This is a genomic window from Arthrobacter sp. SE2 (assembly GCF_058244265.1).
Genome location: NZ_JBZAYA010000006.1, coordinates 1 through 22,232 on the forward strand (window position 1 = coordinate 1; position 22,232 = coordinate 22,232).

The window sequence follows — 22,232 nt, forward strand, 5'->3', positions numbered from 1 at the left end:
GGTCCGAGACGGACTTGGTGGACTCCACCTCGCCGCAGGTCTCCCCCGCAGTCACGGCGGAACCAACCCCGGGCAAGTCAACATACACGATGTCGCCGAGGGCATCCGCAGCAACCGCGGAAATCCCAATCCCCTCAGGTCCAGCCCCTTCCGAGGCAACCCACTCGTGTTCGGCCGAATATTTCAACTCGGCAGCTACTTTGCTCATCTCATTTCCTTCTCTCTTCTAGTTCACAAAACTTGTTGTTCGGTTGGGGATTTCCGGGTGGACTACTTGGCGCGTTTGTAGAAAGGCAGTGCCACGACTTCAAAGGTTTCCGGCTTCCCGCGCAGGTCGACGTCAACAATTGCGCCTGGTTCGGCGTGCTCGACGTCCACATATGCCAGGGCGATCGGGTAACCGAGGGTGGGGCTCGGCTGGCCGGACGTGACTTCGCCAATCAGCGTCCCGTTCTTGAGCACCGAATAGTGGGCCCGGGCGGCGCGGCGGCCAAGTCCTTTGAGTCCCACGAGTTTTTGGCCGAGGGACGTTCCGATGCCCGCGGCCTTGATCGCCGTCAGTGCCTCCTTGCCTACGAAGTCGCTTTCCTTGGCGAGAGAGACAACGGGACCCAGGCCGGCAGCGTAGGCGTTCACGTAGCGGGAGAGTTCGTTGCCGTAGAGCGGCATGCCGGCTTCGAGGCGGAGGGAGTCGCGGCAGGCCAAGCCGGCGGGGATGAGGCCGTGGCCTTCGCCGGCTTCCAGGAGTGCTTCCCAGAGTCCTGCCGCGTCTTCATTGGGGACGTAGATCTCGAAGCCATCTTCACCGGTGTACCCGGTGCGGGCCAAGAGGAGCTCCTGACCGTTGATCTCGACCTCAACAGCCACGTAGTACTTGAGCCCGGTGACGAGGGAGTGCTGCTCGGCCGGGACAAGGGTCAACAGAATGGCTTCCGCCTTGGGGCCCTGGACGGCGATCAGCGAGGTTGCCGCGGAGGCGTCCTCGACGACGACGTCAAAGTTGGCAGCCCTTTCGACCAGGGCTGCCGTCACGACCTGCGCGTTGCCGGCGTTGGGGACCACGAGGAACTTGTCGCTGCCGTCCTCGGAAGACGGTCGGCGGTAGGTGATGAGGTCATCGATGATGCCGCCGTCTTCCTGGCAGATCAGCGAGTATTTGGCCTTGCCTACCGCGATCGCCGACAGCTTCCCGACTAGGGCGTAGTCGAGGAAGGCAGCGGCTTCCGGACCGGTGACCCAGACTTCGCCCATGTGGGAGAGGTCGAACAGGCCTGCGGACTGGCGGACGGCGTGGTGTTCGGCCAGTTCGGACTCGTATTTGAGGGGCATCTGCCAGCCGCCGAAGTCCGTGAAGGACGCGCCGGCGATTTTGTGCTGCTCATAGAGAGCCGTGTAGTTCTCAGTCATTGCGTCAGTCCTTAGTTCTCGAAGGCTTCGATCGGAGGGCAGGAGCAGACCAGGTTACGGTCGCCCGCGGCGCCGTCGATGCGGCCGACGGGCGGGAAGTACTTGTCCTGCTTGAGGTGGGGGACCGGGAAGACGGCCTGTTCGCGCAGGTATTCACGATCCCAACCGGAGCTCACAACGGCTGCAGCCGTGTGCGGCGCGTGGCGCAGCGGCGAGTTCTCCACCGTGAAGTCGCCGTGCGCGACCTGGTCGATTTCCTTGCGGATGGTGATCATGGCTTCGATGAAGCGGTCGATCTCTGCCAAGTCCTCGGACTCCGTGGGCTCCACCATCAGGGTGCCGGCCACCGGAAACGACAACGTGGGCGCGTGGAAACCGTAATCGATGAGGCGCTTGGCGACGTCCTCCGCGGTGACGCCGGTCTTGGCCGTCAGTTCGCGCAGGTCCAGGATGCACTCGTGGGCCACGAGTCCGCCTTCACCGGTGTAGAGAACGGGGAAGGACTCGTTGAGGCGCGAGGCGATGTAGTTCGCGGCAAGCAGCGCGGACTTGGTGGCTTCGGTGAGGCCTTCGCCGCCCATGAGCTTCACGTAGGCCCAGGAAATCGGCAACACACCCGCGGAGCCGTAACGCGAGGCGGAGATGGCGACACCCTTGCCGGAAAAAGCGTCGTTCGCGTCGCCGGGCATGAAGGGTGCCAGGTGTGCTTTGGCCGCGACCGGGCCAACGCCCGGTCCGCCGCCGCCGTGCGGGATGCAGAAGGTCTTGTGCAGGTTCAGGTGGGACACGTCGCCGCCGAACTTGCCCGGCTGGGCCAGGCCGACCAGGGCGTTAAGGTTGGCGCCGTCAACGTACACCTGGCCGCCGGCTGCGTGCACGGAGTCGCAGACCTCGCGCACGTCGGCGTCGTACACGCCGTGCGTGGAGGGGTAGGTGATCATGATGGCCGAGAGGACGTCCTTGTTGGCCTCGATCTTGGCCTGCAGGTCCGTGTGGTCGATCGTGCCGTCGGCAGCCGTGGCCACCACGACCACCTTCATGCCGGCCAGCACCGCCGAGGCAGCGTTGGTGCCGTGGGCAGAAGCCGGGATGAGGCAGACGTTGCGCTGGGCCTCGCCGCGGGAGTGGTGGTAGCCGCGGATGGCCAGCAGACCCGCGAGTTCGCCCTGGGAACCGGCGTTGGGCTGGATGGAGACCTGGTCATAACCGGTGATCTCGGTCAGGTCAGATTCCAGGTCCGTGATCAGTTCGCGCCAGCCCTCGGTCTGGGAATCCGGGGCGAACGGGTGGATCGAGGCGAATTCCGGCCAGGAGATGGCTTCCATCTCGACGGTGGCGTTCAACTTCATGGTGCACGAACCCAGCGGGATCATGGTGCGGTCCAGCGCCAGGTCACGGTCCGAAAGCTTGCGGATGTAGCGCAGCAGCTGCGTTTCGGAACGGTGCGTGTTGAACACCGGGTGCCGAAGGAAATCAGAAATGCGGACCACGGCCTCCGGCAACTCGAAGCCGGCAGCGGTCTTCACGGGACCGGCGCCAAAGGCGACGGCAACTGCGGACAGCACTTCCGACGTCGTGGTTTCGTCAACGGAGACGCCTACGGTGTCGGCGTCAATGATCCGCAGGTTGATGCCCCTGGCCTCGGCGGCCGCGATGACCTTCCCGGCCTTGCCGGGGACGCGGACGGTGACGGTGTCGAAGAAGGAATCGGAGACGAGTTCGCGGCCGGCGACTTTGAGCGCGGTGGCGAGCGTGCGGGCGTGGTTGTGGGCGGTCTCGGCGATCGCCTTCAGGCCATCGGGTCCGTGGTAGACGGCATACATCGAGGAAACGATCGCCAACAGTGCCTGCGCGGTGCAGATGTTGGACGTCGCCTTCTCGCGGCGGATGTGCTGCTCGCGGGTCTGGAGGGCGAGGCGGTAGGCGGGCACGCCGGCATTGTCCTTGGAAACGCCGACGATGCGGCCCGGGAGTGTACGCTCCATGCCTTCGCGCACAGCCATGTACGCGGCGTGCGGGCCGCCGAAGAACAGCGGAACGCCGAAGCGCTGGGTGGAGCCGACAGCGATGTCGGCACCCTGCTCGCCCGGAGGCGTGATCAGGGTGAGGGCGAGGAGGTCCGCGGCGACGGTGACGAGGGCACCGCGTTCCTTGGCGGCGGCAATCACGGCGGAGTGGTCGAACACCCGGCCCGAAACGCCCGGCTGCTGCAGCACGATGCCGTTGATCTCGCCGTCGGGCAGGCCCTGGGACAGGTCCGCGATCTCCACCTCGAAGCCCAGCGCCTCGGCGCGGCCCTTCACGATGGCGATGGTCTGCGGGAGGCAGTCGGCGTCGAGGACGGTCTTGCCGTCGTGGGCCGTCTTGTTCTTGTTGGCCCGGCGCATCATGAGGACTGCTTCGGCGACGGCGGTGGCTTCGTCCAGGAGGGAGGCGTTGGCGATGGGCAGCCCCACGAGGTCCTGGACCATGGTCTGGAAATTCAGCAGGGCTTCGAGGCGGCCTTGGGAGATTTCCGGCTGGTAGGGCGTGTAGGCCGTGTACCAGGCCGGGGATTCGAGGATGTTGCGGCGGATCACCGGCGGAGTGACGGTGTCGTAATAGCCCTGGCCGATCATCTGCACAGCCGTCTTGTTCTTGGCCGCCAGCTTGCGAAGTTCAGCCAGGACTTCGACCTCGCTGAGGGCGTCGGTGCCGTGCTTGGACAGCCTGAGTGCGACGTCCTGGCGGATGGAATCGGGGACAGCGACATCCACCAGGCCGTCAACGGAGTCGTAGCCGACAGCTTTGAGCATGATGTCAACATCGGTTTGCCGTCGCGCGCCGATGTGTCGGTCTGCAAAAGCGGTGGGGGTTGATTGAACAGTCAAAAGGAACTCCAAGGTAGGGCCGACCACAATGGCACGGCTTCGGTTTGGGTTCCTCCCCGCTCTGTATCGGACCTGAGAGATTCCGCAGAACGCATTGTCACGTTGTGTTCCGCTTGCACCGTCGGTGAGCCGGACCGAAGCCTGGCTGCTTTCCAGAGTTGCCTCGCCGCGGCGGTACGGGGGCCTGAGAGATTCCTGGGGAGGATTTGCTCCTACGGCGCCTGCCCGGTTGATGACTGGGAGGACTCTCCCGCCACGGTTCGAAAGGCATATTCAGATTTGGGGTGATTCGGCTCACACCATACACACAACGTCAGAGTCGGGGCAACATCTGGTTCGAAAACGGCGCTCAGCGGGCACCGAGGTGACGAAGCAAAGGCCGAATTGACATTTCTTAGTGAGCTATCCCACACTGAATCGGTGGCCGCCCGGAAGAGGCCAATCCTCCACATCCGCGATTCTCTTCACCCAACTGAATACTGCTTATGATCTGCGGCGGGAGAGTCCTGCCGGTACATTCAGCGGGCGCCGTAGGAGCAAATCCTCCCCAGGAAACTCTCAGGCCCATGTACCGCCGCGGCAAGGCAACTCTGGAAAGCAGCCTGGGAACCCCGGGCTCACCGACGGTGCAAAGCGGAACCATGCGAAAGCACGGGGCCGCGGAATCTCTCAGGTCCAAGACAGAGCGGGGAGGAACCCCGAATCATCGTGGCACGCTAATGCCACTTGAACGATGGAGTTCCTCATGACGATTCATCATCCGCCCGCCAAAGCCGTCGAAACACCACATCTTGACCGCCAGCTCAGCAACCGGCACATCCAGCTGATTGCTATCGGCGGGGCGATCGGCACTGGCCTGTTCATGGGTTCGGGCAAGACCATTTCCGCGGCCGGCCCGTCGGTCATCTTCGTGTACATGATCATCGGCTTCATGCTGTTCTTCGTCATGCGGGCGATGGGCGAGCTGTTGTTGTCCAACTTGCACTACAAGTCCTTCAGCGATTTTGCCGCGGACCTGCTGGGACCTTGGGCAGGTTTCTTCACCGGCTGGACCTACTGGTTCTGCTGGGTGATCACCGGCATAGCGGACGTCATCGCCATCGCCGGCTATTCGAAGGAACTCTGGCCGAGCCTCCCGCTGTGGATTCCGGGCCTGGCCACCATCGCGATCCTGCTGCTACTGAACCTGACCACGGTGAAGGCCTTCGGCGAGACAGAATTCTGGTTCGCTCTCATCAAGATCATCGCGATTGCGGCACTGATCGTTGTGGGCCTGTTCATGATTTTCAGCGGTTTCCAGTCCGACGCCGGACCGGCAAGCTTCAGCAACCTGTGGAGCCACGGCGGCTTCTTCCCACACGAATTCATGGGCTTCGTGGCTGGCTTCCAGATTGCCGTCTTCGCTTTCGTGGGCATTGAGCTCGTGGGCACCACCGCGGCAGAGGCCAAGGACCCGGAGAAGAACCTGCCCAGAGCGATCAACTCCATCCCAGTGCGCGTGCTCCTCTTCTACGTGGGCGCCCTCATCATCCTGATGTCCGTCACGCCCTGGACCCAGTTCGCCGCCGGCCACAGCCCTTTCATCGCCATGTTCTCCCTGGCTGGACTGGGTGCCGCTGCCACCGTGGTGAACCTGGTGGTGCTCAGCTCGGCCATGTCCTCGGCCAACTCCGGCATCTACTCCACCTCGCGCATGGTGTACGGCCTGGCCCAGGAGGGCGACGCCCCGGCCCTGTTCAGTGGCCTATCCGGGCGCAAGGTTCCCCGCAACGCCCTGTTCCTCTCCTGCGTGCTGCTGCTCTCCGGCGTCGTCCTGATGTACGCGGGACAGGACGTCGGCAAGGCCTTTGACATGGTCACCACCGTGTCCGCCGTCTGCTTCGTCTTCGTCTGGTCCATCATCCTGGCCAGCTACATCGCATTCCGTCGTCGTCGCCCGCAGCTGCACATCGCGTCCACGTTCAAGATGCCCGGCGGCATCCCGATGGTCTGGGTGGTCTTCGCGTTCTTCGGCTTTGTCCTGTGGACCTTGACCACACAGCCCGACACACTGGTGGCTCTCTTGGCCACTCCGGTCTGGTTCATCATGCTCGGCGTCGCGTGGTTCTTCCTGCGCCGCCGTCCAGCCCATCTGGCCCGTTACGCGAGGTTCCAGGAGGAACTCGAGTCCGAACAGGATGCCGCGAACCAGGCCGCGGTTCTTCCCTGACCCAGGCCGCACCGCCGCGGCAGGAGAGCCAGCAGGAAGCCAGGCAGGAGCCTACTGATGCATGGCCTCATGTATCTGGAGCGCAAACCAAAGCTGGGCCAACGTGGACGTTTCGCTCATGTCCAGCCCCGTCAATTCGCCGATTTTCCGGATACGGTAGATCACGGTTTGCCGGTGGGCGAAGAGTGCCGCAGCTGTCTTTTGCCACGACCTCTGGGTGTCCAGGTAGGTCCTCAAAGTCACGATGAGGTCACCTTCCTGGCCCTGTTCGTACGCGAAGACCGGGCCGAGCAGCCGCTGGACCAACGCCGTGCCTTCCTCGAAACTCGTGAGGCCCAGCCAAGACGGTCCCTCGGCGTAGTGGGCCAGGTTGACGGCGTTGCCCTTGGCTGAACCAAGCGCCCACAGCGATTCCTGCAGTGCACGCTGGATGCCTGCGGCGGACGTAGGCGAGCTGATGCCAATCCGGACGTCGGTCCCGGCGCAATGGATCAAGACGTCGTCGGTCACCGCTTGGGATACCGCCACATGAAGTGTGTTGAAACGCCGGAGGCAAGCGGCTGGAAATCCGTGGCGCCACAGTTCCACGTGGACGTTCGCCAGCCGCTCGCCGTCGTCGGCGGCTATCGCGACCATCACGAAATCTTGTGCTGGGACATCAAAGGCGGTAAGCCGGCTCTCCAGTTCGACGACTCCCAGCCGTCCATCAACGGCTGGCCGGAGGAACTCGCCAGCCAGGCGATGCTGGCTTTCCAGGGACAGGACTGTTCGTGAAAGTTCCAGCCCCAGCACTGTTGCCGCGTGGAGGAGCACGACGGCGTCAGGGTGCGGATCGCTTTTGGGCAGCACCACCAGCAATGCATTGGCGTGGGTGGGGATGTCCATCATCAACACGTGCCGATCCCCTAGCCGATGCCACTGGAACTTCTTCCCGGCCAGGGGTATGTGGCCGGTCAGCGGGGCCAATTCCGTCAGCAGAATATCCGGCAGCGGCTTGCCGTCCGGATGCCACGGATGCAGGCAGCGCCGGTCCACCACGAACAGCTCCGCATCGAGCTCAGCCGCGAGGCCCTGCAGGAGGCCCTGCCAGTGGTCCTCAATTGTTCCCGCGGTGCGTATCAAGTCATAGACTCTGGCGGTCTGGCGTAGACGCCGTGATTCCTCCAGCAGGGAAGCCTCGGCCACGGTCCGGGCGATGGCGATGAAGGGCAACGGATACGGAATGCTCAGCAGCGGCAGCGGCAGGTGTTCGCAGGCCGCCAGGAACTCCGGCGTCAACTCCGGCGCGTGCATCTTCTCGCCGATGGCGAGCGCGCTGGCGCCTGCTTCGACGAGCGCCTCGGCGAGCGCTACTTGGCCTGGGGCGTCGGCCGGGATGGACAGCCCGTTGGTCATCATCAGTTCGCCGCCGGTGACCCATTCCCACAGGCGCGGCAGGTCAGAAGTGTGCGCCCACGTGATCCGGTTGCCACTTCCTGTGTATCCGGCCAGAAGGGTCAGTCCCAACTGGGGTTCTGCCACGAGCTCGGCCACAGTAATCGCCATCGAAAGTGCACTCCCTGATCATTGGTTTCCGGCTATTTCACAGCGCTTAGACATTTGTCTAAGCGACTCGGCCATTTGTAGTCAATCTACCGCTATACGCAGTGATGTGCGTCACCAAGAATTGGATTACTTACTTCCCGCCCCAACATTCCGACTCGACATTCCCGCTCAAAGGCGAGCACCCTCCTCCCAACACCGAAAGCTGCCGGCAAGCCGCTCGGCAGCACTACACGAAGGATCCCGGCATGACAACGCATAAGCCCATCGGCCCCGTCGACGCAACCAAAGTCCCCCGGTATGCAGGCCTGGGCACTTTTGCCAGGCTTCCCCAAATTGACCGCGTTCCGGACTACGACATTGCGATCGTCGGAGTACCGTTCGACGGCGGAACGTCCTTCCGGCCCGGCGCCCGTTTCGGTCCTGCCGCGGTCCGCGAGGCCTCCCGGCTCCTGCGTCCGGGCTACCATCCCGAACTCGACGTTGAGCCGGTCTACGAAGTCCAGGTTGTGGACGCCGGCGACATCGCCTGCACCCCGTACGACATCACGCGGGCCGTCCGCGAAATCGAAGAGCAGGCACTGCCCCTGATCAGCGAGGACAAGAAGCTCATCTCGATCGGCGGCGACCACACCATCGCCCTGCCGATGCTGCGGGCCTTGAACAAGGTCCACGGACCGGTCGCGTTGCTGCACTTCGACGCCCACCTGGACACCTGGGACACCTACTTCGACCAGCCCGTCACGCATGGAACCATCTTCCGGCGGGCATTCGAAGAAGGCCTCCTGGTGGAAGACTCCTCCATGCACGTCGGCATCCGCGGGCCGGTCTACGACCGCAACGACTTCCTCCGCGACCACGAATTCGGTTTCCAGATCATCCGCTGCTCGGACCTGGACGTCATCGGCGTTCCGGCAGCGATCGAGCGGGTCAAGGAGCGGCTGGGCGATACCCCGGTCTACGTCTCCATCGACATCGACGTCCTGGACCCCGCCTACGCACCGGGCACCGGCACTCCCGAGATGGGCGGACTCCACTCCCGCGAACTCCTGGCACTGCTCCGCGGGCTGAACGGCATCAACATCGTCGGCGCCGACGTCGTCGAAGTCGCCCCGGCATACGACCACGCAGACATCACCACGGTGGCCGCGGCCACCCTTGTCTTCGACCTCCTCGCGCTGATGGTGAACCGCGGCAAGGCCGAGACGAACGCCGTCCGCGAATTGCAAGCAGCCTCCTGGACCGCATCATGAACACCCGAAGCAATCCCGCCGCGGCCACCGAAGTGCCCCGGCTCGAAGACAAGACCATCCAGCCCATCCCGTTGAATGAACGCCACGGGAAAGCCCGGGACCTCTTTACCATCTGGTTCGGTTCCAACATCATGATCATGACCATCGTGACCGGTGGACTCGCCACAACGGTGTTCGGGCTCAGCTTCGTGCCCGCCATCGTGGGAATCATCCTTGGAAACGTCATCGGTGGCATCTTCATGGCGCTCCACTCCGCCCAGGGACCGCAATTGGGCGTGGCACAGATGATTCAGACCCGCGGCCAATTCGGCTCCTTCGGGGCGTTGCTGATCGTTGTCATCGTGGTGATCATGTACGTCGGATTCTTCGCTGCGAACCTCGTCTTTGGCGGCGAAGCAATGGCCGCAGTCAGCCCGGACATCAGTGTTGACGGTGGCATCATCATCATCGGCGTCGTGAGCGTTGTTGCCACGATTTTCGGCTACCGGCTCATCCACGCCTACGCGCGCTTCCTCAGCATCGTGGCCGGTTTGGCATTGCTTCTGGCCTTCGTCTGGATCATGTTCGTCCACGGGCTGCCCGCTACTTTCCTGTACCAGGGAAACTTCAACTGGGTTGGCTTCATGGCCACCGTCTCCGTATCCGCCTTGTGGCAACTCGCCTACGCTCCCTACGTCTCGGACTACTCCCGCTACATGCCGCAAGGCACCGGCTCGGCCCCGGCGTTCTGGGCCTCCTACTCAGGCTGCGTCCTGGGCACGCTCTTCCCGATGATCCTGGGTGCCTTGGTGGGAACCCTCGCGGTGACCATGGGTGCCGATGCAGGCAACGTCGAAATCGTCGGCAGCATGGGAGCGCTGCTCCAGCCATGGACCCTGGCAGTCGTGGGAATCTTCTGCCTCGGCGTCGCGGCGTCGAACGCCATGAATCTCTACTGCGGCGTCCTGTGCAGCCTCACGATTGGGCAGACGTTCAAGCCGAATTGGTTGCCTCGCGCCAAGACCCGAAGCGTTGCGGCAATCATCCTCTTTACATTCGCACTCCTGATCTCGCTGTTCGCACGCGACAATTTCATCCTCTTTTACACCAACTTCCTCTCCTTCCTGATGTACGTGCTGGTTCCCTGGACGGCCATCAACCTGGTGGACTACTACCTCCTCCGGCACGGCGATTACAGAGTTGAAGACTTCTTCAAGCGCGACGGCGGAGTGTACGGACGGTTCAACTGGGTCGCCATCGCTTCCTACGTGGCAGGTGCCCTGGTCCAGCTTCCGTTCTCGGCAACAGCGATCTACACCGGACCCGTCGCAGCAGCCATGGGCGGCGTAGACCTCTCCTGGATTGTCGGACTCGTCGTGGTGGCGCCTCTCTACTACGTAGCGGCACGCACCTTCCGGAAGAAGACCGAGGCCGCACCGCTTGAGGCCCTCGCACTCGCAAGCGACTTGGTCTAACGCATCCCGGGCCTAGGCCCGCACTCCCCCATAAACTCCCGACGCCGCGACCGGCGCCAGAAAACAAAGGCAAAATCATGACACTCATTGACACCGAACAGTTCACCGTCCGCCGCGTCAGCGAAGACAACAGCTCCTCTGCGGCCCGCAACGTCCCGGGCATCTTGCCCCTGCCCCTGCCGCCTGGCGGGCATTTCATCGGCGGATCGTTTGTTCCAGGTTCCTCCGCCGAGCTCATCGACGTGGTAGACCCCGCCACCGAGCAGGTCATCGCCTCCGTGCAGGCCGGCACCGCCGCAGACGTTGACGTTGCCGTCGAAGCAGCCGTGGCGGCGCAGAAGTCCTGGGGATCCACCACGCCGAAGGAGCGGTCCGAGGTCCTGAACCTGATCGCCAACATCATCGCAGCGAACCGGGAAGCTTTCCAAGCCATCGAGTCCGCCAACACAGGCAAACCGCGGGCCGTCGCGGAAGACGACGTCTCCAGCACCATTGACACCTTCCGATTCATGGCCGGAGCGTCCCGCACGCTGACCTCCATGGCCGGCGGCGACTACGCCACCGGGCACACCTCGGTCATCCTCAGGGAACCCGTAGGAGTGGTGGGCGTCATCACCCCGTGGAACTACCCGCTTCTGATGGCGGCCTGGAAGATCGCGCCGATCCTTGCCGCCGGAAACAGCATCGTCCTCAAGCCTTCCGAGCAGACGCCGCTCTCCACGCTGAAGCTGGCGGAGCTCGTGGCCGGGCGCATTCCGGATGGCATTCTCAACGTCGTCACGGGCCAGGGCCGGACCGTTGGCCAGCGGCTTTCCGAACACCCCGATGTTGCCCTCGTCGCCTTGACGGGGAGCGTCGTCAGCGGACAGGCAGTGGCGGAAACCGCCGCGAAGTCGGTCAAGCGCGTCCACCTGGAACTCGGCGGCAAGGCCCCGGTTGTTGTGTTTCCCGACGCCGACCTCCGCGCCGCCGCGGCTGGCGTGCGGAATGCCGGCTACTGGAACGCAGGCCAGGACTGTGGCGCTGCCTGCCGCGTGCTCGTCCACGAATCGGTGGCTGCCGAGTTCACCGAACACCTCGTGCGCGAAGTCAGCACGTTGGTGGTCGGGGCACCAGAGGCGGGGGACGACGTCGAAATCGGTCCCATGATTTCGCGCCCGCATTTCGAGCGCGTCAAGGAATCGCTGGCCGAGGCAAAAGCTGCTGGCCTGCAGGTCGCCATCGGCGGTTCGGCGTTGGAAGGCCCCGGCTACTTCATCGAGCCCACCGTCATCAGCAACGTGCCAGCCGGAGCGCATATTGCAACCCACGAGATCTTTGGTCCCGTGGTCACGGTGGAGACCTTCAGTTCCACTGAAGAGGCCGTCACCCGCGCAAACGAGAGCCCTTACGGCTTGTCAGCCTCAGTATGGACCCGGGATTCAAGCCTCACGTTGCGCGTTCCTAAGCAGCTCGACTTCGGTACCGTTTGGGTCAATTCACACTTGGTGTTGGCTTGCGAGGTACCGTGGGGCGGATTCAAGGGATCCGGCTACGGCCGCGACCTCTCGCTCTACGCTTTGGACGACTACTCCCGCACCAAGCACGTCATGATCAACCACGGCGCATGAGCGTTCAGACAAGCAACGGAGCTTATCAATGACCATCGCGAACCTTCCCCGCAACGCATCCCCGGCACGCGCCGCCACTCCTTCCGCCCCCTTCGGCACGGACGTCACGTGGACCAACTGGGGCGGTAACCAGAGCGCCACGCCGGCCTTCACCGTCCGGCCGCGGAATGAACAAGAAGCGCTCGACGCCGTCCGTTTCGCCATCCGCGAAGGCCTGCCTGTGCGGGCGGTCGGCTCGGGGCATTCGTCCTCGCCGCTGGTCCAAACGGGCGGTGTCCTGATGGACATGTCCGCTCTTTCGGCGATCACCGGAACCGACCGCGAGCGCCGTCGTGCGAGGGCCATGGCCGGCACCACCATCAACGCCTTCGGCGATCCCCTCTGGGAACAGGGGCTGGCTTTGGGTAACCAGGGCGACATCGACAAACAGCAGATCGCCGGGGCGCTGGCTACCAGTACCCACGGTTCGGGGAAGAACCTGGGCAGCTTCTCGTCCAACCTTCGCTGGGTGAAGCTGATCAACGGCTACGGCGAAATCGTGGAGATTGGCGAAGGGCAGCTGCGGGAACTCAGGGCCGCCCAGGTCGCCTTGGGTACGCTCGGGGTTTTCCTGGAGGTCGAACTGGCTGTTGAGGAAAGCTACTACCTGCAGGAGCAAATCACCTACCCCACGTGGGCCGAGACCGCTTCTACCTGGGATACCGATATCGACTCCAACAGGCACTACTCATTCCTCTGGTGTCCCGAGAACGATTCGTGCGAGCTTCTGGACCTCCCGGGCGCGCCCGGCCTAAGCATGGCAAACCGCAGCTACACCAAGCGGTACAACGTGGCCCACATTCAGGACGAGCGCGAAATATCAACCGTTGAGGGCTCCCGTCTGGACCGCTCCTACCGGATCTATCCGGGCGGATTCACCACTCAGTTCCACGAACTCGAGTACTTCGTCCGCGGCGAGGACGGCTTGGCCGCCGTCGAGGCCATCCAGGACCTGATCCGCACCAAGTATCCCGAGCAGAGGTACCCCGTGGAGGTCCGCTGGGTGAAGGCCGACGAGGGCTACATGTCCCAGTTCCAGGGCCGCGACAGCACCGTCATTACCCTCACCACCGAACCCGGTACCGACTATTGGCAGTTCTTCCGGGATGCCGATGCGCTGCTCCAGGAATTCGAGCCGCGTGCGCACTGGGGAAAGATCCACTTCATGACGCGGAGCCGCCTGGAACGCCTCTTCCCGGAGCTGGACACTTTCATCCAGGTACGCCGCGAGTTCGATCCGCGCGGAATGTTCCTCAACGACCACACTCGCGCCCTGCTGGGCTAGCCGGTGTATTGGGCTCGGCAAATCCGGGCCCAATACACTCGTTGAAACCTTGGAATGGTAGTTTGATCTCTGCTTGAGCCAGACACCCGCACCCAATCGGAGGATTTTCCATGCTCAAAGGTTTCAAAGACTTCGTTCTTCGCGGCAACATCATCGAACTGTCCATCGCCGTGGTCATCGGCACCGCGTTCACAGCCCTGGTCGCAGCGTTCACCACCAACATCGTGAACCCGGTCATCGCCGCCGCCGGCGGAGTCAACGCGCAGGGACTGGGCTTCTCCATTTGGCCCGACAACGCGAAGACCTTCGTCAACTTCGGTGCCGTCATCACCGCGTTCGTGACCTTCCTGATCACGGCCGCCGTGGTGTACTTCATCTTCGTTGCGCCCATGAACAAGATCAACGAACTGACCAAGCGCCGTGCCTCCATCGAAGAGCCCGAGGACGAGCCGCTGCCGGCTGACACCGCCCTGCTTGTTGAAATCCGCGACCTCCTGACCGATCTCGCCGCCGCCAACAAGAGCAACGAGAACGCCCGCTAGGTTTCGGGCATTACGGCCAGTTCGGCGCGTCCGGTCGGCGCCGAACTGGCCCCCACCAGTGCTGCCCAAGATCGTGACGCAGGCGCAATCCGCCTGAAACAGGGCTCGGGCACGATAGTGCCATGAAGCCGAACAAGAGGACTTCCGCTACAGCCGAGCTCTCCTGCGAAGTGTGCGGCCAGATGCCCGAGGCTCCGAAGGCCCGGGTCACCGTGGCCCAAATCGCCGTGATGCTCCCTATCGAACTTCTTGTCCACGCCATCGTGGTTGAAACGCAACTGCCATACCTGGCCAAGGTGCTCCTCCTCACCGTCACCGCAACGATCCTGGTCATTTGGGTCGCCGAGCCCTCCGCGGCCAGGATTCTGCGGCGCTGGATCCACGCGCCTGCCCTCCGCCACCGCAGGAAGCTCCATTTGGCCCCGGCTCTTTGGCGGGCGAGGACCGTGCTCCGCGACCAGCCGGGTTCCCTCCAGCGCATCACCCAATCGCTGGCCCGGACCGACATCAATATCCTCAGCATCCATGTCCACCCCATGGATGGAGCCGTCATGGACGAATTCGTACTTTCCGCTCCCGGTCACCTCGGCGAGCAAGAGCTACTGACAGCGCTCGACGACGGCGGCGGCCGGGATTCGCACGTGTGGCCTACCACTGCACTCGCCATGGCGGACGGCCAGACCAAGGCCTTGAGCCTGGCTGCCCGGATCGCCGACAACCCGCAAGAACTACCGCTGGCGGTTGCGGAACTCCTTTCGGCGAAAATCGTCACCCCGGAACCCGAAGGTCAGGCCGTCGAGGCGGGCGCCGCCGTCGGGCCCTCCACGACGCTCCTCAAGATCCCCACCGCCTGGCACGGCCCGCTAGTGTTCTCCCGACCGGGCGAGCCGTTCACGCCGGCGGAATCAGCACGTGCACATCGGCTGGCCGAGCTCGCGGAAATCCTGGCGCACACCCGGAGCGCCGAATCCAGGTACCGGGACTAACCGGGCGACAACTGGAAGGTGGTGGCGGGATGAGTGCCATGGACATGAGAGAGCCGGATGCTCCGGGGGTATCCGTTCCCGGGCAGCCCAGCGCCGAGGCGGTGGCCACGAGCCGGGAGCCCCAGCACTGGGGCCGGGCGATGGCCGTTGCCATCGGCAAACTCGGGGACCAGCTGGCGTCGAAGGATGGGCATGAAGCCCTGATGGGCCGGGAGCTGCGGCTCCGCATCACCACGGATCCGGACGGCACACGCATCTCGATGTGGTGTTTGCCGGAGGAGTAGCGAGGGCAGAGGGCCGGTCTGGATTTCACATGGTGAACCCGACGCCGGCGACCGCAAACTCCGCCGGTACAGTTTGTCGGGTGACTACCAAGATTGATCTCCAGCGTGCCGCCGATACCCTCCGGGCATGGGCATTGGATGAAGACCTGAAGCAACGAGTCATGTCCACACCGGCCTTGGCGACAATGGCCGCGCGCGTGGCAAGGCGATACTCGGCCGGGGACACTTCGGCCGACGCGATCGAGGTAGCGGCAGCGGCGGTGGCCCGCGGGCATGCCGCGAGTATCGAATACGCGGGTGAGAGCGTGCGCAACGCCGACCTCGCACGCTCGGAAGCCGGGGTGTTCCTTGAGCTGGGCGCTGCCCTCGGAAAGACCGGCCTGCCGAGCACGATTTCTTTCGACCTTTCCCACCTTGGTGCCCTCGTGGACCCTGAGCTTGCGCTCGACCATGTACGTCAGCTCGCCGCGATAACGGAACCGTTCGGAACGGGGCTGATGATCTCGGCCGAAGGTTCGGATCGGACCGATCTGGTCCTGGACCTGTACGACGAACTCGCGGTCGAGATCCCCCGTGTCGGCATCACACTCCAAGCCCGTCTGCACCGCACCCCCGGAGACCTCGAGCGGGCCCTTCGCCACCCGGGTACCGTTCGGCTGGTCAAAGGCGCGTTCCTTGAACCCGACTCCGTCGCCTACCCTCGCAACAGCGTCGAATTGACCGACGCCTACCTCGACCTGGCGAGCCAGCTCATCCTCTCCGGCCACCCGCTTTCCCTCGCGACGCACGACGACGAGCTCGTCAACACGCTCATCACCAGGCACGGCGAGGCATTGAAGACCGACGCGATCGAATTCGAAATGCTCCTCGGACTGGGGACCGATCTTCTCGACCAGCTTCACCGGGACGGCTACAGGACGCGCGAGTACGTCATCTTCGGTGGCGAGTGGTGGTTGTACGTCCTCAACCGCATCGCGGAACATCCCGAGCGCGCGCTGACGGCCCTCGCCGACCTCAACCCGAGCTAAGCCCTCCCGGGTCCTGTCCCAAACGCTTCGCGACGCCCCAAATGCCTCGTGACACGGAAAGTCCCTGTCGACACCGGAATTCAGGCGTCGCAGGACTTTCTCCCGGTCCCGTAGCCAGTCGCGCGTCGTGAGGTGGGGAGCGGGTCGGCAGGCCATTTGCGTGTCGCCAGGCCAACGCCGCAACGCCCAGCCCGGTATTTCCGGTATCCCATGCCATACCTCGGCGGGTCTAGGAACCGCGCCGGTATCCCATACCGGCGTCGCTTCGGGCACCCGTGCCCACATGTCACAGGATTTCACCCCTCGGTCACATTCCGTTTCTTCGCCTTGTATACCAAATCTCTTGACAGTGCGCCGGGTCACATCTACTTTTGTTTTTGGGATCCCAACGCGGGATCCCAAAACGGATTCAACGAACCGGCAGCGTCCCTCCTCCCAGAAAGAGGACCGGGCTGCAACTGCTGCCGCCGGCGCGAGTCCAGCTGCCGCGGCAACCCGCACCCAGCACAACAATTCAAGACTTTCCCCGCTCCTCAAACTCCCCCTGAAGGAGAAACTGTGTCTCTCCAAAACACCGAAACAGACGCGCATGCCGTAGAAGGAAAAGCAGAAGAAAAAGCCGGCAAGGACGGCGTGCAGCGACGCACGAGTGTCCGTTGGAGGCTCTTCGTCCTGCTGCTGATCCTGGTGGCCGTCAACTACATCGACCGCGGCTCCATCTCCGTCGCGTTGCCCATCATCCAAAAGGAATTCAACCTCGCGCCGGAGCTCGTCGGGCTCCTGCTTTCGGCATTCTTCTGGACCTATGCCCTCATGCAGATCCCGGTCGGCTTGCTCATCGATAAGTTCGGCCCCCGAAAGGTCGTCACGGCCTCGTGCATCGGCTGGGGAGCCGCCACGGCAGCATCCGGCCTGGCCGGCGGCTTCCTCAGCATGTTCATCGCCCGCCTGGGTATCGGCGTCGCCGAAGCAGGCGTCATGCCGGCCGGCGGCAAACTCAACGCCATCTGGATGCACAAGAAGGAGCGCGGCCGCGGCGCCACGATCCTTGACGCAGGCGCTCCGCTCGGCGCCGGCCTGGGCGGCATCCTCATCACCTGGCTCATCGCCTCCACCGGCAGCTGGCGCTACTCGTTCATCATCGCCGGCGCGGCCACCGTCCTCATGGGCCTGGCTGTCTGGTGGTATGTCCGGGACAATCCCCGCAACCACAAGGCCGTCAACGACGCCGAGGCCGAATACATCGAGTCCTCCCACGCCGAAGAAGACGCCGAGGCCGAGAAGGACGGCGTCAAGGGCAAGCGCGCCCTTCTCCCCTACCTGAAATTCCGTTCCTTCTGGGCCATGTGCTTTGGCTGGCTGGGATTCAACGGCGTGTTCTACGGCCTCCTGACATGGGGCCCGCTCTACCTGGCCCAGGCCAAGCATTTCAACCTGAACACCATCGGCTGGTCCACTTTCGTGATCTTCGGCGCAGGCTTCGTCGGCGAGATCCTCGGTGGCGCCATCGCTGACAAGTGGCGCGCATCCGGCGCCTCGGCCAACCTGGTCATGCGCACCCTGCTGGGCATCTCCAGCGTCGTGGTAGTCGGCGGCCTGGTTGGCGTGACGGTCGTCGCGGACCCGATCACCGCCGTCGTGCTCCTCTCAGTGGTCCTGTTCTTCCTCCGCTGGGTTGGTCTGTTCTGGAGCATCCCCTCAATCCTGGGCGGCCGCACCAACGCCGGCGTCCTGGGCGGTGCGATGAACTTCAGCGGCAACATCGCAGGCTTCGTCACCCCGATTGTGGTAGGCCTGATTGTCGGGGCCACGGGCTCCTACACGTGGGCGCTGCTGTACTTTGTAGGATCCGCCGTGATCATGGGCGTCTCCGTGCTGACCCTGAATTACAACAAACGGCTTCCGGTCTAACTCGCCTGACCGGGCCGGCCGGGCGGTCCTGAACCGCCGCTCGGCCGTACGCCTCCGGGTTGCCGGGCGCAATGATCCAAGAGAACACGAATGGAGCAAAGATGCTGATTGCAGATGAAACCCCCACCACGGACCGCCCCCTCCGGGAATCCGTGCGGGACGCCATCCGTTCGCGAATCTTCGAGGGCCATTACGCGCCCGGCACCCGGCTGGTGGAGCGGGACCTCGCCGCCGAATTCAACGTGTCGCGACTCCCCATCCGCGAAGCCCTCCGCATGCTGCGGCAGGAAGGCCTCATCCAGGACCGGGCCTCCCGCGGTTCCGAAGTGGCAGGCTTGAGCCCCAAAGACGTCGAGGACCTCTTCGACGTCCGCCAGTCGCTCGAAGTCCTCGCCTGCCGCCTGGCCGCGGCCCGCGCCACGGACAAGGACCTCAAACACCTGGCGAGACTCCTCGATGAAGCCGAGCGCTTCCTCGCGAAAGGCTCAATCCTCGAGGCACACCGCGCCAACAGCGAATTCCACGATGCCATCACGGCCATCGCCAACAACGATTTTCTCCGCACCGCGCTGGAACCGCTCCAAGGCCGCATGCACTGGCTCTTCCGCCACGTGGATGACCTGCCGGAACTGATCCAGGAGCACCGCGATCTCTACGCCGCCATCGCGAGCGGCGATCCCGAGCGCGCCGCAACCCAATCGGCGTCGCACATTGGAAAGTACCGCGAGCAGTTCCCCCAGAACGAGCTCGCCACCGAACTCAAGTTGCAAGGCAAACGAACATGAAATTGCTAGTCATCAATCCCAACATCAGCGCGGACGTCACTGCGTTGATCGACGCCGAAGCCCGCCGCTCGGCGGGGACTGACACCGAGCTGGTCGTCCGGACCGCCGGACATGGCGTCGAATACATCGAGACCCGTTTTGAAGCCCTCATCGCAGCCGGCGCAGTCGCCGAAATCATCGCCGAGCACTGCGGCGGCGATCCGGCAGCGGACCACATAGACGGCGTCGTGGTGGCCGCATTCGGCGACCCCGGGATGCCTGCCCTCAAGGAACTCGCTGACGTGCCGGTCATCGGCATCACGGAGGCCGCCCTCTGCGCCGCAGCCCTGCAGGGCCAACGCTTCTCCATTATTGCCATTTCGGACCGCATCACCGCTTGGTACCGGGACTGCGTGGAGCATTTCGGACTTGGCAGCCGTCTTGCCTCGATCCGGTCCATCAACCAGAGCCTCAACGGCATCGGCACAGTGCAACAGGATTTCAAGGAAACCCTCCTGGCACTGAGCCGGCTAGCGGTCGCTGAGGACGGCGCCGACGTCGTCATCCTGGCGGGTGCCCCGCTTGCGGGACTTGCGCGGGAGCTTGAAGGACAGATCCCCGTGCCCGTGGTGGACGGAATCTCCGCCGGGATCCGAATGACCGAAGCGGTCGTGGCGCTGCAGTCCGGCTTCCACCGCCGAGGCGCTTTTGCGCCGCCGCCCGTCAAGCACCGCCGGGGTCTGTCCGAAAACCTCGACGCCGCCCTGACCGCCATCCAGTCCGCCGCCAGTGCCTCAGTTGCTGCCAATGCTGTCGCAGCTTCCGTTCCAGCCGGAAAGTAGGGACAATCGTGAATATTCCCGACCTCGTCATCGCCCACGGCACCGTCGTCAACAGCCGTCAATCCACTGGGCCGGCCCGGCAGGCCGCCCACGTCGTGGTCGACGGCGGCCGCATCACCCAGCTCATCGACGCCGCGGAACCGGTCCCCGCCGCCTCCCGCACCATCGACGCGTCCGGCAAGTTGGTCATCCCCGGGGGTGTGGACGGTCATTGCCATGTAGCCCAAGTGACCGGCCGCTTCCGCACCCTGGACGACTACCGCACTACCTCCACCGCGGCCCTGTGGGGCGGCACCACGACCATCATCGACTTTGGTATCCCGCGCGATGCCCAGGAATCCCCGCTGGACGCCGTCCTGAACAAGAAGCGCTTGGCCGCCGAGTCCCGCTGCGATGTCGCACTGCACGGCTCCGTGGTCACATGGGATGAGACCGTGCCCTGGCAGCTGGAACAGCTCGCCGCCGAGGGCGTCCGTTCCGTCAAGATGTACACCACTAACCGCGGCTCCACTATGGCCGACGGTGACACCATCCTGAAGGTCATGCGCGAAATGGTGCGCCTGGACGGACTCACGTACATCCACGCCGAGCACGATCCCATCATTGCCGACTGCACGGAACAGCACGCCGCGGACGGCCGGATCGGCATCGAGCACCTGCATTCCACGCGGCCCGAACTGGCCGAGGAAATCTCCGTCAAAGAGACTCTCGCCTTGGCCGAGTACACCGGTGCGCCCGTCTACTTTGTGCACCAGTCGACCCCCGGCGCGGTGGATCTTGTCACTGAGGCCCGCGGGCGCGGCCAGGAAGCCTACTCCGAGACGTGCCCGCACTACTTGACGCTGGATGGGACCGTCTACGGCAGCACTTTCCCCGAATGGTATGCGTGCTGCCCGCCCATGCGCAGCGCTGAAACAGTAGCCAGGCTGAAGGAACGCCTCGCCAGCGGAGCCATCCACACCGTGTCCTCGGACCACTCCTGCTACGACCTCTCGCAGAAGCGCGAGCGCACCGACGACGTCCGCTTCATGCCGCACGGATTGCCCGGCGTCGAAACCCGCATGCCCGTCACGTTCACCGCGATGGCGCCCAGCAGCACGGTGGAGGACTTCGTCGAGGTCTTTTCGGCCGGCCCCGCACGAATCAATGCCGTGCCCGGCAAGGGCACTATCGCGGCAGGGTTCGACGCCGATCTCGTCATCTTTGATCCCGCCGAAGAACGCGAGGTCGCCGGCGGCGCCCTCCACATGGGAACTGACTTCTCGCCCTTCGAAGGGAAGACGCTGAGCGGCTGGCCCGCCGTCGTCGTGTCCGCCGGACGCGTGGTGGTCGACGACGGCGGTTTCCACGATCCCGGTCCGGTTGGCCGTTTCGTTGCCCGCAACGGCTTCGCCGCCCACCGCGATGCGCTGTCCGTTCGAAAATCGCCGCCCGTTCCCGCCACCGTTTCTGCTTAGGAGAACCATGCCTTCCGCACACCGCCCCACCCGCATCGGCATGATCGTGCCGTCGTCCAACACGTGCCTGGAGCCGCAGAGCTACCGGATTCTGGGTGACCGCCAGGACGTGACCATCCACTTCACGCGGATTCCTGTCACCCGGATTGCGCTGGATGATTCCTCGGACAAACAGTTTGATGCGACCGTCATGCGGGAGGCCGCCGCATTGCTCGCGACGGCGGACGTGGACGTCATCGCGTGGAACGGAACTTCGGGTTCCTGGCTCGGTGCCGCCCATGACGAAGCCCTGGTCCGGGACATCACGGAGGCCACCGGGATCCCGGCAACGACCTCTACGTTGGCGTACCAAGAGGCCTTCAGGACGTTCGGCACGGAAAGGATCGGCATGTTCACCCCCTATACAGGAGACGTGAACCAAGCCGTCATCGAGTCATATGCGCGCGAAGGAATCAAGACTGTTGACCACCGCCACCTGGACCTGAGCAACAACGAATCCTTCGCCCGGGTCACGGACGCAGAAATGCTGCCCGGGTCCTTGGAACTTGCCGCTTCGAACCCGGACGCGCTCATTTACTTGTGCACGAACCTTTACGGCGCCAACATCACCGCGGAAGTGGAGGAAACCACCGGAGTACCGGTCCTTGATTCCGTAGCCGTGACGCTGTGGCATTGCCTCAAGCTCGCCGGGGCGCCGTTGTTGGCGCCCAAGTGGGGCCGGCTGCTTGCAGAACTAGCCTGATTCGTCT

At 64.0% G+C, this 22,232-nt stretch carries 18 protein-coding genes and 3 riboswitches; of the genes, 14 read left to right on the forward strand and 4 right to left on the reverse strand.

Annotated elements, in window-relative coordinates; genetic code table 11:
- From AC4CS3_RS09880 to gcvP, 3 genes are all read right to left on the reverse strand, one after another.
- On the reverse strand, positions 1-208 hold a 208-nt coding region (locus tag AC4CS3_RS09880; protein ID WP_490783291.1), incomplete at its 3' end, for a glycine cleavage system protein H.
- Between the two features lie 62 nt (positions 209-270).
- A complete protein-coding gene (gcvT, locus tag AC4CS3_RS09885) occupies positions 271-1,407 on the reverse strand; it encodes a glycine cleavage system aminomethyltransferase GcvT (RefSeq protein WP_490783292.1) in 1,137 nt (378 codons plus the stop codon).
- An 11-nt stretch (positions 1,408-1,418) separates the two neighbouring features.
- Positions 1,419-4,277, reverse strand: coding sequence for an aminomethyl-transferring glycine dehydrogenase (gcvP, locus tag AC4CS3_RS09890; protein WP_490783293.1), 2,859 nt, complete (start codon positions 4,275-4,277; stop codon positions 1,419-1,421).
- 162 nt (positions 4,278-4,439) lie between these two features.
- A riboswitch (glycine riboswitch) is annotated at positions 4,440-4,540 on the reverse strand.
- A 223-nt stretch (positions 4,541-4,763) separates the two neighbouring features.
- Positions 4,764-4,861, forward strand: a riboswitch (glycine riboswitch).
- Between the two features lies 1 nt (position 4,862).
- A riboswitch (glycine riboswitch) is annotated at positions 4,863-4,971 on the forward strand.
- Between the two features lie 51 nt (positions 4,972-5,022).
- Between gcvP and AC4CS3_RS09895 the strand changes: the two genes are divergently transcribed.
- A complete protein-coding gene (locus tag AC4CS3_RS09895) occupies positions 5,023-6,486 on the forward strand; it encodes an amino acid permease (RefSeq protein ID WP_490783294.1) in 1,464 nt (487 codons plus the stop codon).
- A 51-nt stretch (positions 6,487-6,537) separates the two neighbouring features.
- Here AC4CS3_RS09895 and AC4CS3_RS09900 read toward each other — a convergent pair whose 3' ends face one another.
- Positions 6,538-8,031: a PucR family transcriptional regulator gene (locus AC4CS3_RS09900; protein ID WP_490783295.1), complete on the reverse strand. Its 1,494-nt coding sequence runs from the start codon at positions 8,029-8,031 to the stop codon at positions 6,538-6,540.
- Positions 8,032-8,276: 245 nt separating this feature from the next.
- Between AC4CS3_RS09900 and speB the strand changes: the two genes are divergently transcribed.
- From speB to AC4CS3_RS09965, 13 genes are all read left to right on the forward strand, one after another.
- The gene (speB, locus tag AC4CS3_RS09905; protein ID WP_490783296.1) at positions 8,277-9,281 is read left to right on the forward strand and encodes an agmatinase; all 1,005 of its coding nucleotides are present in this window, start codon (positions 8,277-8,279) and stop codon (positions 9,279-9,281) included.
- Complete coding sequence (locus AC4CS3_RS09910) at positions 9,278-10,735, forward strand: purine-cytosine permease family protein (RefSeq protein WP_490783297.1); 1,458 nt, start codon at positions 9,278-9,280, stop codon at positions 10,733-10,735. The genes speB and AC4CS3_RS09910 overlap by 4 nt, the downstream gene beginning before the upstream one ends.
- Positions 10,736-10,812: 77 nt before the next feature.
- A complete protein-coding gene (locus AC4CS3_RS09915) occupies positions 10,813-12,345 on the forward strand; it encodes an aminobutyraldehyde dehydrogenase (protein WP_490783298.1) in 1,533 nt (510 codons plus the stop codon).
- Between the two features lie 28 nt (positions 12,346-12,373).
- Positions 12,374-13,669: a D-arabinono-1,4-lactone oxidase gene (locus AC4CS3_RS09920; RefSeq protein WP_490783299.1), complete on the forward strand. Its 1,296-nt coding sequence runs from the start codon at positions 12,374-12,376 to the stop codon at positions 13,667-13,669.
- 110 nt (positions 13,670-13,779) lie between these two features.
- The gene (mscL, locus tag AC4CS3_RS09925; RefSeq protein WP_490783300.1) at positions 13,780-14,211 is read left to right on the forward strand and encodes a large conductance mechanosensitive channel protein MscL; all 432 of its coding nucleotides are present in this window, start codon (positions 13,780-13,782) and stop codon (positions 14,209-14,211) included.
- 122 nt (positions 14,212-14,333) lie between these two features.
- Positions 14,334-15,197 (forward strand): ACT domain-containing protein, encoded by an 864-nt coding sequence (locus AC4CS3_RS09930; RefSeq protein ID WP_490783301.1) that lies wholly within the window; start codon positions 14,334-14,336, stop codon positions 15,195-15,197.
- 29 nt (positions 15,198-15,226) lie between these two features.
- Positions 15,227-15,481 carry a hypothetical protein gene (locus AC4CS3_RS09935; protein ID WP_490783302.1) on the forward strand — a complete coding sequence of 85 codons (255 nt, stop codon included), beginning with the start codon at positions 15,227-15,229 and terminating at the stop codon, positions 15,479-15,481.
- A gap of 80 nt (positions 15,482-15,561) precedes the next feature.
- Positions 15,562-16,509, forward strand: coding sequence for a proline dehydrogenase family protein (locus AC4CS3_RS09940; protein ID WP_490783303.1), 948 nt, complete (start codon positions 15,562-15,564; stop codon positions 16,507-16,509).
- A gap of 558 nt (positions 16,510-17,067) precedes the next feature.
- On the forward strand, positions 17,068-18,420 hold the full coding sequence (locus tag AC4CS3_RS09945; protein ID WP_441412298.1) for an MFS transporter: 1,353 nt from the start codon (positions 17,068-17,070) through the stop codon (positions 18,418-18,420).
- Positions 18,421-18,521: 101 nt separating this feature from the next.
- On the forward strand, positions 18,522-19,205 hold the full coding sequence (locus tag AC4CS3_RS09950) for a GntR family transcriptional regulator (protein WP_490783304.1): 684 nt from the start codon (positions 18,522-18,524) through the stop codon (positions 19,203-19,205).
- On the forward strand, positions 19,202-20,026 hold the full coding sequence (locus tag AC4CS3_RS09955) for an aspartate/glutamate racemase family protein (protein ID WP_490783305.1): 825 nt from the start codon (positions 19,202-19,204) through the stop codon (positions 20,024-20,026). Before AC4CS3_RS09950 ends, AC4CS3_RS09955 begins: the two co-directional genes overlap by 4 nt.
- Positions 20,027-20,034: 8 nt before the next feature.
- On the forward strand, positions 20,035-21,483 hold the full coding sequence (locus AC4CS3_RS09960; protein WP_490783306.1) for an amidohydrolase family protein: 1,449 nt from the start codon (positions 20,035-20,037) through the stop codon (positions 21,481-21,483).
- A gap of 7 nt (positions 21,484-21,490) precedes the next feature.
- The gene (locus AC4CS3_RS09965; RefSeq protein WP_490783307.1) at positions 21,491-22,225 is read left to right on the forward strand and encodes a maleate cis-trans isomerase family protein; all 735 of its coding nucleotides are present in this window, start codon (positions 21,491-21,493) and stop codon (positions 22,223-22,225) included.
- Positions 22,226-22,232: the final 7 nt, after the last annotated feature.